The sequence below is a fragment of the Shimia sp. genome (assembly GCF_022448905.1).
Taxonomy (GTDB): domain Bacteria; phylum Pseudomonadota; class Alphaproteobacteria; order Rhodobacterales; family Rhodobacteraceae; genus Shimia.
Genome location: NZ_JAKVCW010000021.1, coordinates 1 through 13215, shown reverse-complemented (window position 1 = coordinate 13215; position 13215 = coordinate 1). Strand labels below are relative to the sequence as shown.

Annotated in this window: 11 protein-coding genes; 5 read left to right on the top strand and 6 right to left on the bottom strand. The window is 52.2% G+C overall.

What is annotated here, in order from left to right; translation table 11 throughout:
* Nucleotides 1–62 precede the first annotated feature (62 nt).
* From MK208_RS19225 to MK208_RS19215, 3 genes are read right to left on the bottom strand one after another with little or no spacing between them, the layout of a single operon-like run.
* Nucleotides 63–1409, bottom strand: a complete 1347-nt coding sequence (locus MK208_RS19225) for a cytochrome P450 (protein ID WP_294119232.1) — start codon at nucleotides 1407–1409, stop codon at nucleotides 63–65.
* Nucleotides 1406–2623 carry a hypothetical protein gene (locus tag MK208_RS19220; RefSeq protein WP_294119231.1) on the bottom strand — a complete coding sequence of 406 codons (1218 nt, stop codon included), beginning with the start codon at nucleotides 2621–2623 and terminating at the stop codon, nucleotides 1406–1408. The genes MK208_RS19225 and MK208_RS19220 overlap by 4 nt, the downstream gene beginning before the upstream one ends.
* Nucleotides 2624–2677: 54 nt before the next feature.
* Entirely contained in the window at nucleotides 2678–3430 is a 753-nt protein-coding gene (locus MK208_RS19215; RefSeq protein ID WP_294119228.1) for a cytochrome c biogenesis protein CcdA, read from the bottom strand.
* 93 nt (nucleotides 3431–3523) lie between these two features.
* Between MK208_RS19215 and MK208_RS19210 the strand changes: the two genes are divergently transcribed.
* The gene (locus tag MK208_RS19210; RefSeq protein WP_294119226.1) at nucleotides 3524–3745 is read left to right on the top strand and encodes a sulfurtransferase TusA family protein; all 222 of its coding nucleotides are present in this window, start codon (nucleotides 3524–3526) and stop codon (nucleotides 3743–3745) included.
* 610 nt (nucleotides 3746–4355) lie between these two features.
* Here MK208_RS19210 and MK208_RS19205 read toward each other — a convergent pair.
* The 3 genes from MK208_RS19205 to MK208_RS19195 form a co-directional block, all read right to left on the bottom strand.
* On the bottom strand, nucleotides 4356–4664 hold the full coding sequence (locus tag MK208_RS19205) for a hypothetical protein (protein WP_294119223.1): 309 nt from the start codon (nucleotides 4662–4664) through the stop codon (nucleotides 4356–4358).
* Nucleotides 4665–5038: 374 nt separating this feature from the next.
* The gene (locus tag MK208_RS19200; protein ID WP_294119220.1) at nucleotides 5039–6025 is read right to left on the bottom strand and encodes a linear amide C-N hydrolase; all 987 of its coding nucleotides are present in this window, start codon (nucleotides 6023–6025) and stop codon (nucleotides 5039–5041) included.
* 383 nt (nucleotides 6026–6408) lie between these two features.
* Nucleotides 6409–7620 carry an META domain-containing protein gene (locus tag MK208_RS19195; protein WP_294119218.1) on the bottom strand — a complete coding sequence of 404 codons (1212 nt, stop codon included), beginning with the start codon at nucleotides 7618–7620 and terminating at the stop codon, nucleotides 6409–6411.
* Nucleotides 7621–7936: 316 nt separating this feature from the next.
* Between MK208_RS19195 and MK208_RS19190 the strand changes: the two genes are divergently transcribed.
* From MK208_RS19190 to MK208_RS19175, 4 genes are all read left to right on the top strand, one after another.
* Nucleotides 7937–8977 carry a PLP-dependent cysteine synthase family protein gene (locus MK208_RS19190; protein WP_294119216.1) on the top strand — a complete coding sequence of 347 codons (1041 nt, stop codon included), beginning with the start codon at nucleotides 7937–7939 and terminating at the stop codon, nucleotides 8975–8977.
* A gap of 212 nt (nucleotides 8978–9189) precedes the next feature.
* Nucleotides 9190–10278 carry a choloylglycine hydrolase family protein gene (locus MK208_RS19185; protein WP_294119214.1) on the top strand — a complete coding sequence of 363 codons (1089 nt, stop codon included), beginning with the start codon at nucleotides 9190–9192 and terminating at the stop codon, nucleotides 10276–10278.
* A gap of 370 nt (nucleotides 10279–10648) precedes the next feature.
* On the top strand, nucleotides 10649–12262 hold the full coding sequence (locus MK208_RS19180; RefSeq protein WP_294119212.1) for an arylsulfatase: 1614 nt from the start codon (nucleotides 10649–10651) through the stop codon (nucleotides 12260–12262).
* Between the two features lie 92 nt (nucleotides 12263–12354).
* Complete coding sequence (locus MK208_RS19175) at nucleotides 12355–13029, top strand: DUF333 domain-containing protein (protein ID WP_294119211.1); 675 nt, start codon at nucleotides 12355–12357, stop codon at nucleotides 13027–13029.
* Nucleotides 13030–13215 lie beyond the last annotated feature (186 nt).

The window sequence follows — 13215 nt, the reverse complement described above, 5'->3', positions numbered from 1 at the left end:
GGGTCACTTACCGGAAAACCGCACCTCCGCAAAACAGTCGCGATACAGACGTAATACAGACGTCAATTTCGCCGCTCGAGTCGAAGGTTAATCCCGTCCCGCGACCGAACCGTCAAATGGGCAATCGGCACCGGCGCATCACCCACCGGCGTGATCCGGAAGTGCTTTAAAATCATCGACAACATCAACACTCCTTCCACCATGGCAAAGCCCGCGCCCGTGCAAACCCGACTGCCTGCTGAGAAAGGCACATAGGCCTCCCGCATACACTGTTTGCCATTGGCCGTTTGCCAACGCATCGGGTCAAAACCGTCCGGATTGTCCCACAACCGCTCCTGCCGATGCAGATGCCAGGGAGAGATAACCACCTGAGATCCCTTGGCAATATCACGATCCCGAAAATGCTCGGGGCAAGTCGCCTCACGCACCATCATTGGCACCGGCGGATACAACCGCAGCGCCTCCCGGAACACATCTCGGCTGATTTTCAACTTGCTGACCGCGCTGAAATCCTCGGTCAAATCCGCGGCTTCTTCCGCGATTCTCTCCTGCCATTCCGGGAACAACGCACAGAGGTACAACGTCCAGGCCAAAGCCGAGGCACTGGTTTCATGTCCCGCCAGGAAAAAGATCGCCACCTGGTCAACCATCTCCTTGGTATCAAAGGCTTTTCCGGTTTCTGGATCAACCGTGGTCATGATCTTTGTCGCCAGATCATCCGGCGCCTCGCCTGCCTGAATGGCCTGCATCCGCTCCTCGGTGAGCAGGGTAATCAAACCTCGAATACTGGCGGCTGTACGCTTGGTGTCCTTTCGGAAAAACCTTGGAAACCAACGCGGTAAAGGCAGAAACGCCCCCAAGTTCACAATCGGCGCGCTACGCTGATAGGTGCGAAATTCTTCAAAAACCCTACCGGCCACCTCATGTTCAATCGGGATGGAGAACAAAGTTCGAAAAATTACATCCGCCGCTGCGTGGCTGGTTTCCTCTTCAATCTCAACAACTTGCCCAACATGGGCGTCCAGACGCGCCACCGCGGCTTCGCTTGCCGCCCACATCGCAGGAAGCGTGTCGCGCAGCCGTCCGCCCTCAAAAGCAGGATCAATAATCCGCCGCTGCCGCTTCCACACCTCGCCATTGGTTAGGAACACCGACTCCCCCAAAAGCGGTTTCAGCCCTTCGCTAACACGTTGAGACTTTGGGAAATCATCCGGCCGTTCCTTGAGAACAGTTTTTATTAACGAAGGCTGGTTGATCATGTAGGAGCGGAAAAACGGCGTGCGAAACTCCGCCATCCAGGCGCGATACAACTTGGCAGGCTGCGCCGACAAAAGGTCTTTGCGGAAGAGCTTCACATACTGCCGCAACGTGACTTTTTCAGGCCGCGGCGTTGGTTTTGGAGGAATCATGATGCCACCGAGGTGAATTTATTCACCGGTTTTTCTATGCGAGAGCCCGACGCCCTGCGCCCTTCGTAGCGCTCTTCCAATGTTTTTGGCCCCGCCGTGATACGGAAGTAGTCGTAGTCTCTTGGCCGATCAAAGGCGCAAAGGTACTGAAAATGCAGCCGAAAAAACCGCCACCGCAGTTCCGCCCACCGCTCTTCCGACAGGGTTTGTGTGAAGGCCGCGGAGAACACCAATGGCCACCGCTTGCCCTCTTCGGGCGCGACACCAGATACAGCCACCGGATCACACAGCGCAAAAGCACAGCCATCTCCAGGCGCTGTCACATCAACCCACGCCAATTCAGTACGCTGGCACAAATACTCCAAGTCCGCCCGCAACCGCTCCGCCTTGGGCAGGAAAGACACCATGGGAACCACTTGTCCCAACGACAGAAATCCAAGCGCAAGCCCATCCTCTGGCACACGCCCATTCCGGATCAAATCAGCCAAAACGGACACCGCCAGATGCGCGCCACTGGAATGACCCACCACCAAAACTTCGTCACAGTCCGACTTTAAGGCTTCGGCAATGCGGTCCGCAAACTCCCCCATCCGCGCTTCCAACTCAGGAGGATTTGCGCCCTTGGTGGAGGCCGAATAGGCGTAGTCATGCATCAGATAATAGGCAAAGAATTTGCCATCATGTTTTTGAAACCATTGCAGAATTGGCAAAACCACGATCAGCCCAAACACCGCCGTCCACTCTGGCAAAACCATCGCCAGTCCTTTGCCAATGCCCCAAGCAACAAGCAACGCCAACAGCAGCTGCACCAACAAAAACACCACCGGATAGAGCGCCGCGATCACCGGCCCCTTGCGCAGCTGCATCAGTCGCCACAACGCGCCAGATCCAATATATGTCCAGGCTGTCCGCAGAAGCTGCCCGTAGGTCGACACAATGCCCTGCTCCATGCTGTCGCGCACAATGTCGGACCACACCAGCACCTCTACATCGCTCTGCGTCTCCTGCCCCTCTATATGGCCTGTCACATGCCAGCCATACGGCCCGCCGTCCGCCTTCTTGGGAGACAATGCAATCTCATAGTCAGAAATTCCGGCCTGCGCCGCGCCTTCCTTGCGGTACAGCTCGCGGTAACGGCGCGGGTGAATCGGATCATAGCCCGGAATGTAAAACACCCGACGCGTGCGCACCTGCCTATGTTGGGGCTCTTCCATGGCCTGCCTCTCCTTTGAGAGGAGTGTAACCGCTCACTTTGGCAAAATTAAGCCTTATCCGAGGGTTGCGAGCGCCGGAAAGGTCTCCAGAAGCCAATAAGAGAACGTCGAGAACGCCCCGGTAACCAACATGACACCCACGAACAGCAGCAAGCCACCCATGACCTTCTCGATTGTGCCCATGTGGCGCTTGAGTTTGTTCATCACCCCCATTGCCCGATTGAGGAAGATCGCAGCCAGCAGAAACGGAATGCCAAGACCTGCGGCGTAGACGCCAAGCAAGACTGTCCCGCGTGTGATCGACGCTTCCCCAGCCGCCAATGACAGAATCGCGCCGAGCTGTGGCCCGATGCAAGGTGTCCAGCCAAAGGCAAACGCGAGACCCAGAACATAGGCCCCAAAGGCAGATCCGCCGGACTCCCCCGTCTCAATGCGTGCTTCGCGATCCAGGAATGGGATACGAAACACGTTCAGAAAATGCAGACCAAAGACGATCACAACGCCGCCTGCGCTCTTGCTGAAAAGCTCCTGATTTTGTAGGAAAAACGCCCCAAACGCCGAGGCTGTAAAGCCGAGGAACAGAAATACCGTCGACAAGCCCATCACAAAGAATAAGGCCGCTACAATCGCCTTGCGCCGCGCCTCTTGTTCTGTGGTGAGCTCTGACATGCTGACGCCGCTCATATAGGCCAAATAGGGCGGCACAATGGGCAGAACACAAGGACTGAGAAACGAGATCATTCCCGCCGCCAGCGCCACAAACATCGCAGGCAAAAGCCCCGCGTCGATGATATCGATTCCAAACATGTCCCACCCTTAGACCACCCTCCAAAGAAGGTCACGTGCACAGGTGGTCACATCCCTGTGGACAGACCGTAACATCCTGCCTATGTCCGTCTTATGGATTTGGAAGTTGATGCAATTGGCCTGTTGTGCCCCCTGCCTGTTTTGCGCCTGCGCAAACGTATGGAACCCCTAAAGTCTGGCGCGAAAGTGCTGCTGCTGGCAGATGATCCGGCGGCCATTGTGGACGTGCCACATTTCTGTAACGAGGCCGGACACGCCTTTGTCAGCATGACAGAAGCAGATGGTCAATTGCAGTTCATCGTGCAAAAAGGCTGATTTGGATCAGCAACTTACGACAAAATCAACGCGAACGCGCAGTTTTGATCTTCACCGGAATGCTGACTTAAGGGTTTGTGGCGGTGGTGCCCGTCTTGCAAACGAACCGGGGATCGTTTCATGGCTGAACGCCCTTTCGCATCTCTTACGAGGTGCTGCCGGTTGACGCCCAAGGTGAAGACGTGTCGGTGATCTGCTATCAACGACTGTTTTAGGTCCTCCTCTCCTGCCAACTACAACTAGACATTGGTCGCGAACGAAACGATGTCCATTGCGGACTCGAAGCAGTCATCTGAGTATTTTTGTCAAATGACTGGTTTGGAACGTTAAGCCGCCATTGAGAGAGCGCGATCAATCGGAGATCAAATCCTCGATTTCCTTCTCGATCCGCACCAGATCGTTGATCACCTTGCGCATTTCTTGCCATTCTCGCGTCCGCATGCCGTGCCTGTACGCTGGATTGGCCTTGCCAGGGCCGTGATCGCCGCGGGCACCATGGAACCGGCACACCGTCCATCCTTTCACAGCCGGGCCTTTGCAGCGCTCTCCGGTTCGTTTTGAGGTCGCTGTGCATCTCGGAGCTGCATGCTCCTTGCTCATGGGGTTGTCGTCACATTTCATCTTCAACCATCCCCCGGGTGGTGACGTCGCCGACGATCGCCTGTCCGCCGCTCTCAACGTTCACCCGCTCGACACGCACAGTTTGCTTGCCTCCATTGCGATGCTTGCGCAGCGTCTCAACCTGTGCCGCATAGGTCCGCGCCAGCTTGTTGTACCCCGTGTAATGGGCGTTCACTTGATCGACGTTTTCGGCATTCGCCAACCATCGAGCCGACCGCACCATTGCCACATGTGTTGCCGCCATCTGCACTGCCAACAGGCGTTCAACGGTGTCGCGCGGTTTAAACTCGGCAACCATAAAAGCCGGAAGAATGTCGAAGCAAGAAAATTGACAGAGAAACAAAGCCCAAGGCTATCTTTACCTATCCGATAGAACTGAAAGAACAGCGCAAGTGGCGGAGGTATCGGAACTGGGATCTGAATTTTTCTGGTCTCAAGTATCTAGTGGGACGAATGTCGTTCAAAGGCTGCTTGCCAGCAATCAAACGAATTATGAACTCACTCGTCACCCTAGCTTTTCCCGTCGGTCGCGCATGCTGATAAGCCAAAAGTATCCATTGCATTCCCTAGTGTCGCCGCATCACGAAACTCGCGACCCAAAATTAGCAGTGCGATTTGGGCTCGGTCTAGAAACGCCCAATACAAAATCAGCCCGTGTAAGAGACCAAAATATCAGTGTGCAAGCCATCGAAATGGTTGAGCTGGAGTGAACTCTTTGGAAACGTCTCCGGCCAAAATTGGATGATCTTTCAAGCATAGCTTCATAGGCTTACTGCGTTCCGCAAGATCCAAGTTCTCTATATCTACCCAGAACGCATTCGGGCTGACTGCAGACTCGTAATAGTAACGTCCTGCGTCATGGTCCGCTACCGAGCGCCAGATTGTACTTGCGATGTTTGGTGCATTTGCATCTGTTATGCCGAGCGGAACAGACGCGTTTCGTATAATCGAGAATGCCGCAGACGTCGCCAGCCTCGGATCTTCGAATTTGGGCACCGATTGCAGATAGAACGAGGTTCTTACAAATCTGTCAGCCGCACGGTTTGTACCCGGCAACATCGACAACCCACCAATTTGTCCCCAATAGGCCGTGAGCGCGAGTTGTTCATCGTAAGTTGGAGAATTGGTCATAACCGCGTACTCGCCACCATGATGTACAACGAGTTTGCCGTTAACGTATTCAAAAATCGCCGATCCCCCAATTTTGTCTGACAACGAAAGGTGCAAACCCGCGGCTTTTCCATTGGGAAGCGCTGGGTCAATCATTTGAAAAGGTTCATCGGAAAGACCCATGACCGCTTCGGCGACGGTTGCATAACTGTCTAATGCGTATTGTGCCCAGGCACCCACTGAGAGCTTTGGTTTTCCATCGCTGGTCTCGGTGGCATAATCCGCCTCGGCCAAGTAGAGCAGATTTGCAACCAGACCGGCTTCGTTCATACCGTCCGCCGTTCCCACGTCGTAGCCTGAAAGAGTGATTGATCCATACTTTGATGTCCACTTGATCGACCCTTCCCCAAGGCCACCATCCCTTTCCATACCCTTAGGAAAGGCCCACAAATCAGAGCCAAGATCCTCATACCAATCCATACTTCTTGCTGTAATGAAGGCTTTTTTAGCTGTTTCGTACAAAAGGCGAGTGCACATGTTCCACCCCATTCCCTTTTTGTTTCAAACCACCATTCCCAAATTCACGAAAACGTTTTGTCCTAGGAATGTCTGTTTACTTACACGTCGATTGAAGGTGCAAGCTGTTCGTCTTGCAAGCGCAGCGTCCACGATGAATGGCTGTGGTATAAACGAAATCGTTGGTAAAATCGCATGACAGGCGGTCCGTTGCAAGTGCTTTTCAGGCTTCATACGCTGTGTCTTCGCAAAACAGAGGATGGAACCCAGTGGTCAACCGCTAGCCTAACAATTGCATTTTGGGACAACCCTTAGGACCACCTCATGGTCGCTAAGTGAAGCGCTAAAAACTCGAAAATACCACTGGTTGATTCAATGATCTGATTTTCCAGACCCTCGTCCTCAACTTGAAAAGCTCATTGGAAGTGAACAGCTTCTAAGTTGGCTAGAATGACCCCATCGGCATCGACCAAAACGAGTTTCTCGTGGTCAATTTCAAATTTCACAACGCGATCAAGCAGCTTCAGAAGATCTTGTTCCGCATTCGCCAGCGGCTCCACGCATGCCATCTTGGTTGAAGCCACGGCTTCAATCTTTAAAGTGTCACCGTCTTGCGCGAACCCAGCCGAAATCTTGTTACAACCAACCGTTGCCACCAAGCCGTTGCCTTCACCGCTACGGAAAATGATGTGCGGTTCCCGGCGGTTATTAACCACGACCACGTCTTTTCCAAAGATCGAGGTTATTTTCCAGTAAGTATTTACCAGGGGCATATCAGGCATCATACCCTCACAGACCAACGTACCGTCTATTTGCGCAGTTTCATCACCAGACTTCAGGTCACATCCTGTCGTTGCGCTTATCCAATCACGCAGTTTGTTTACATCGGTATACCTGATGTTTTCGGTCTCTTCGATGCCGGTTGCGTTCGCCTTAACGCCCCCTTTCACGATACCCGCTATAAGATAATCATCACCATCGACCCCACCAAGGACAAACAAAGGGCCGCCGGAATCGCCGTAGCCTGCTCTTTGAGTTGAACCCGGGATACCAACGCAAAAATCATGAAGATCATCGTAATCAACCCGTGGCGAGTTGCACAAAGAGGTTTCTGTCACTTTGGAACTATAAAATAAAAGCGGGTCTCCCTCATGGCCTTGCCCAAGACCTACAGTGGTTGTTGCAGTCCCAACTGCAAGGTCGCCATCAAAGATATGCGCTATCTGAGCACCATAGAGCGTTGCGTCGGCTTCCAACTCCAGTAGAGCTGCATCCACGCGCTCATGCCCCAGCTTGGCAGGTGCAAGAATATAGTCCACGACGCGTAATTTCTTTTCGAACAGGCCGTCAACGCCCAAGTTTACGCCCACAAAGACCGGTTCACCACCGTTCAAGACCGCCTGGTAGGCAGGCCGACAATGGTTGGCGGTCAACACCCAATTCGGCGCAATCAATGTGCCACCGCAGGCGTTAATTTCTTTTCCATTTTGGCTTGGAAAGGGGCTGATAGCACGGATCGAGACGTAGGATCGAAATGCTTCTGTATCTGCTTCAGTCCCGTCAATGATAGCCATTGCAGGCGTACACAGCCACATCATGGCTACATAGATCAAATGCCTGACACTCATGTTCAACACCCCTCCTATCCACCGTAAGCATATTGGGAGTAATTTTGCTGATACAATATTTTGTGACGCTTCGTCATCGTTGCGATGTTTGGCCTTCCACCGCTGAAATTGTTGACAGATTTTACGCCGGGCAATTCATAAGCGCGCAGCACAGGTCGTTGGCCCAGCGAGCAAACGATTGCAATGCCTGCCCCGGCTTAGCCCCACTTCAGAGGTCATGGTAGAAGGTGCTGAATAATTAAAATATGCCCCTACTATCTTGTGCCTACCGAATGCTATGGTCGCTCTAAAGCATATTTTTGAACAGGAGATAGCTGTGCGTGATTGGGTTTCAGAAGCTGTCAGGAAGATTGAAGCCGACTACCAACGCTCCGCAGACACGCATCTTTTCAAGTTGGATATCCCTAAACTCAAGGATGTCGATATCTACCTCAAAGATGAAAGCACTCATCCGACGGGGAGTTTAAAACATCGCCTCGCCCGTTCCTTGTTTCTTTACGCATTGTGCAACGGCAAAATCTGCAACACCACGACCATTGTCGAAGCGTCCTCTGGAAGCACAGCAGTTTCAGAGGCCTATTTTGCGCGCATGCTTGGCTTGCCGTTCATCGCTGTCATGCCAAGGAGCACCGCAAAAAGTAAGGTCAAGAATATCACTCTGTTCGGTGGCCAGTGTCATTTTGTAGACAGTGCAACCCAAATGCACGATGCGGCTACAGCATTGGCAAACCAAACCGGCGGCTATTTCATGGACCAATTCATGTTTGCCGAACGGGCAACGGATTGGCGCGGCAACAACAACATAGCGGAAAGCATTTTTCTGCAGATGGAAAGAGAGCCGCACCCAATCCCGCACACTCTCGTCATGAGCGCAGGGACAGGCGGGACATCAGCAACCCTTGGCCGCTATATTCGATATCGCGGTCACGAGACACGCCTGGTTGTCGTCGACCCTGAGGACTCTGTCTTTTACGACAGCTACGTTCAGAAACGTCCTGATCTCCACATCACTTCCTCAAGCCGGGTCGAGGGAATTGGGCGACCCAAGGTCGAAAAATCTTTTCAGCCTGATGTCATCGATTCCATGATCAAAGTGCCCGATGCCGCCAGTGTGGCAACCATACTGTGGCTGGAAAAACTTATCGGCCGAAGAGCCGGCGCATCAACAGGCACTAATCTTTGGGGCGCCCTGAATGTTGCAAGAGAGATGATGGAAAAAGGCTTGTCGGGATCAGTTGTATCGATCATGTGTGATGGTGGTGATCGCTACATGGACACCTATTACAACCCCGACTGGGTCCATGAAAGAATTGGAAAGACTTGCCTTTACGTCAGTGAACTTGAACAGTGGCTTTGATCATGCCGACCCGTTTCTAAATTTAAAAACCAATACCCATGCTATTTTTACTAATCAGAACAAACAGCACAGAAGATGAATGCAGACTGGACGGGGCAGAAGACACTTCCAGAACGCAGTATTTGACATTGAAAGGACCTATCAAAGCGGAAGCTTCTAGTGACTTGGAGCAAAATTAATCCGCGAAAGCGGTAAAGGAGAGAGACAAAGAAATGCCAAAATCGAATAACCTTTTTGTCGCTGCTATTGCGGCACTCGCCCTTAGCTCTCAACATGTGTTGGGTTGCACAGGCATCGTCCTCGACTCTGCTGACGGCGCGACCGTACCCGCCCGCACTATGGAGTTCAGCTTTGATATTCACTCGAACATTTTTGCTGTGCCGGCTGGCACAGAGATTGAAACCCTCGCACTGAACCCTGACAAAACCGGCTTCACCTTCGAAGCAAAGTACGGCTTTCTCGGTGCGAATGGGCTGGATATGCCAATCGTCTTTGATGGCTTAAACACCGAGGGGCTATATTTTGGCGCATTTTATTTTGCCGGGGATGCGGTTGTCCAAGAACTCACAGATGAAAATATTGGCCGCGCCGTATCGTCTGAAGAAATAGGCAATTGGATTCTGGGTCAGTTTTCAACCGTTGAGGAGGTCAAGGCAGCGCTCCCAACCATTGATGTCGTCGGAACATATGTGGCCGAGATCGACGGATTTGCTCCTTTTCACTATGCCGTCACTGATGCCTCCGGCGCGTCCATTGTCATAGAGTATACGGACAAGGGCCTGAGCATTTTCGATAACACTGTGAATGTGGTCACAAACAATCCAACCTATGATTGGCATCTTACCAACTTAAGAAACTATGTTGGTCTACAAAGCGAAAATCGTGGAAAAATGACAGTGGGCAGACAAAGTGTTACGCCTTTTGGCCAAGGCAGTGGTTTGCTGGGCATGCCGGGTGACCATTCATCCCCTGCGCGCTTTGTTCGCGCTGTGGCATTTGCAAACACGTCTCTACCCTCCGAAACAGTAGATGACGCCGTCTTTAAGGCGTTTCACATTCTGAATGCTTTTGACATTCCTAAAGGTTCGATACGTGAGGCCGACGGAAGCGCCGAATTCGCAGATTACACAATTTGGACTTCGGCTGCCGATACCAATAACGTGCGCTACTACTACAAGACATACCTCACTCAGAGTGTTGAGGTAATTGACGTGAAAAAGGCAATAGAAGCGATTGCTGAACCAACAACGCTGATCATGGAAAGCGGTTTTGTGGCCCGGGACAGAACCGGCGATTTCTGAGGCGCGGGGCCAAAAACCATGGTGATGGTTGGCGCGCCAACCATCACAAAAATCAGTACTGCAGCATTCAGAGAACTGATGGCTTTGCGTTCTGCAATACGGCAGCATGATGCTTGTAAATTCAATTTGACCGAATTTACCGCCCAGGTCGGCAACCTGAGTGTGAAAGTCTTATGGTCGTAGCTCAAGCTGAACAAAGCAATTTCTTCCCCTCAAATGCCAGCGCGGTCAAAAACAGATCAGCACCCGTGAGAGCAGCGTGGCCAGCCTGAAGATCCTACAAATAAATTTATGAGAATACGCAAAAATCTTCTCAAAGGCGAATAATCTGTTATTGTATGATGATCGTATTTAAATCGGGGAGCGCGCTATGAAGTATGGCCTTTCGCTGAGTATATTTGCAATTTTCTCAGCCTTAAACTCTGGTATCCTCTATGCCAGCGACACTGAAGAAGCAGCAATCAGTCAAGGTGCAGACAGACCAAATATTTTGGTGATATGGGGCGACGATATCGGCTGGTCGAACCTGTCTTCCTATAACCATGCAGTGATGGGGTATAGCACGCCCAATATTGATCGTATTGCCGAAGCTGGCATGATGTTTACGGATCATTATGCGCAGCCAAGTTGCACCGCGGGGCGGGCCGCTTTCATTACCGGCCAATATCCAATCCGGTCGGGAATGACCACCGTTGGTCAACCGGGATCACCGCTTGGCTTGCAGGTTGAATCGCCTTCATTGGCCGAACTGATGAAAGATCAGGGCTATCGCACCGGGCAGTTTGGAAAGAACCATCTGGGTGATCGAAATGTACACTTGCCCACGATGCATGGTTTCGATGAGTTCTTTGGCAACCTGTATCACTTGAACACGCAGGAAGAGTCTGAACAGCGAGATTATCAGCGATTTGGGGTCGAATTTTCAGGTGATATCGAAACTTATGAAGCACAATTCGGAACCCGTGGTGTTTTGCATTGCTTCGCGACTGACGTCATGGACGAAACAGAGGACCCACGCTTTGGCGTTGTGGGCAAGCAAAAGTGTGAAGACACAGGGCCGCTCACCCAAGAACGTATGAAAACGTTTGATGGCGAAGAGATGATTCCACGTGCCATCGAGTTCATGAACGCGTCCAAAGAAGCAGACGAACCCTTCTTTGTTTGGATGAACACAAGTCGTATGCACCTTTATACGCGACTGAGCGATGAATCGCGGTACCTTGCAGAGACATATACATTCGAAGGCGATTATCACGGATCTGGCATGATCGAGCATGACAACCAGATCGGTGATGTGCTCGACTTTTTGGATGAGTCAGGTTTGGCGAAAAACACGATCGTCTGGTACTCAACCGACAATGGTCCAGAACATTCTTCATGGCCCTACGGCGGAACGACACCTTTCCGTGGCGAAAAGATGACCACCTATGAAGGCGGTGTACGTGTTCCATCAATGATCCGGTGGCCGGGTGTGTTGCCTGAAGGTTCTGTCTTGAACGGCATGCAAGCGCACCAGGATATGTTCACAACATTGGCAGTGGCCGCTGGGGTCGAAGATCCTGCCGCACAAGTCATGGAGCAGAAAAATCAGTATATCGATGGTCTCAACAATCTACCCTACTGGCTGGGCGAGGAGGAGCGTTCAGCGCGCACACATATCTTCCATTACTACGAAAGCAAACTGACAGCTGTGCGGATGGGACCGTGGAAGTTCCATTTCTCGACAAAGGAAGATTACTACGCAAACGTAATCCCACGCACCGTTCCATTGGTATTCAACATCAGGTCAGACCCGTATGAAAGCTACGACACCTCAGACTCCTACGGTCACCTGATGCAGAAAGTATCCTGGCTGATCCAACCGATGGGTGTATTGATGGGCAAGCATTTGCAAACGTTGAGCGACTATCCACCAGTGCAAGGCGGATCGTCTTTCGACATGTCGAATGTTGTCGAAGAGTTTATCAACAAAGCCCAGCAGTAAAAGCGTACGACAATTCGCAAAACAGCAAGATGCCGCAAGTGCCAGGTGCGTTTGCGGCATCACTTTTTGCCCCAGTTGGTCTAGTGTCGAACATGCTTGTTTTCACGATCAAGGAGGCAGACCAAATGGTCATCCAAACAAATGCCGCTGCATTTCAAGACGCGCTGTCTACGCAGCTGAAGTTGAAACTCGCGACACTGGCCCGAGTTGGACGCGGCCTGAAAGGTTTAACGACTTGGTCGATTGCCGTAGCCTTTGTGTTAACTGCTGGCGCGTCTGTTTCTCCCAATCCCTCGATGGCATCAAGTTTGGGCCTCACCAATCCAGCAGCAGAACACTGCGTGTCGGAAGGCGGGTTCTACGGAATGCGCAATGATGACAATGGCAAAAGAGGTGTGTGTATTTTGGCAAATGGGGATGAGGTGGACGCTTGGGATTTCTTGCGAGACAAGGCGGAAAGAGATCGTGAACCGAACCAGGTGGGTATTGCGAACCCGGCGGTCTCGTTCTGTATTCTCAATCAGGGAGAATACGATTTAAAGACATCAATCTGCAGCTTGCCAGATGGAACAAAAGTAAACGCCTGGGAGTTCTACCGAGAAGCGCACGCGGCCTCTAACCAGATAGCGAACCCGGCTGCCACCTACTGTATCGAAATTGGTGGCAGCTATGAAATCCGCGACGGAGAAGTGGGACAATTTGGTGTTTGTCGCTTGCCAGATGGCACGGAGGTCGACGCGTGGACGTTGTATCGAGAGCACAACTAGGGTCCGCGCGTAAAATTGGCAAAATGCAAATGTCGCGTGTGAGCCCACGGTGACCTGACTGGTGCGTCATTCAGAGCGGGGGGGGGGGGGGGGGCAGCGCCCCCCCCCCCCCCCCCGGAGCAGGCCGGGGTTGGAAATTGTGGGGGCCCCCAAACACCCGGAAGCGGTTGGCCCGTTTTGGGGGCC

Excerpts from the sequence above, each read along its gene's own strand:
- MK208_RS19225 (WP_294119232.1), bottom strand. The coding sequence starts at position 1,409 with ATGATTCCTCCAAAACCAACGCCGCGGCCTGAAAAAGTCACGTTGCGG.
- MK208_RS19220 (WP_294119231.1), bottom strand. The coding sequence starts at position 2,623 with ATGGAAGAGCCCCAACATAGGCAGGTGCGCACGCGTCGGGTGTTTTAC.
- MK208_RS19215 (WP_294119228.1), bottom strand. The coding sequence starts at position 3,430 with ATGTTTGGAATCGATATCATCGACGCGGGGCTTTTGCCTGCGATGTTT.
- MK208_RS19210 (WP_294119226.1), top strand. The coding sequence starts at position 3,524 with ATGGATTTGGAAGTTGATGCAATTGGCCTGTTGTGCCCCCTGCCTGTT.
- MK208_RS19205 (WP_294119223.1), bottom strand. The coding sequence starts at position 4,664 with ATGGTTGCCGAGTTTAAACCGCGCGACACCGTTGAACGCCTGTTGGCA.
- MK208_RS19200 (WP_294119220.1), bottom strand. The coding sequence starts at position 6,025 with ATGGGGTGGAACATGTGCACTCGCCTTTTGTACGAAACAGCTAAAAAA.
- MK208_RS19195 (WP_294119218.1), bottom strand. The coding sequence starts at position 7,620 with ATGAGTGTCAGGCATTTGATCTATGTAGCCATGATGTGGCTGTGTACG.
- MK208_RS19185 (WP_294119214.1), top strand. The coding sequence starts at position 9,190 with ATGCCAAAATCGAATAACCTTTTTGTCGCTGCTATTGCGGCACTCGCC.
- MK208_RS19180 (WP_294119212.1), top strand. The coding sequence starts at position 10,649 with ATGAAGTATGGCCTTTCGCTGAGTATATTTGCAATTTTCTCAGCCTTA.
- MK208_RS19175 (WP_294119211.1), top strand. The coding sequence starts at position 12,355 with ATGCTTGTTTTCACGATCAAGGAGGCAGACCAAATGGTCATCCAAACA.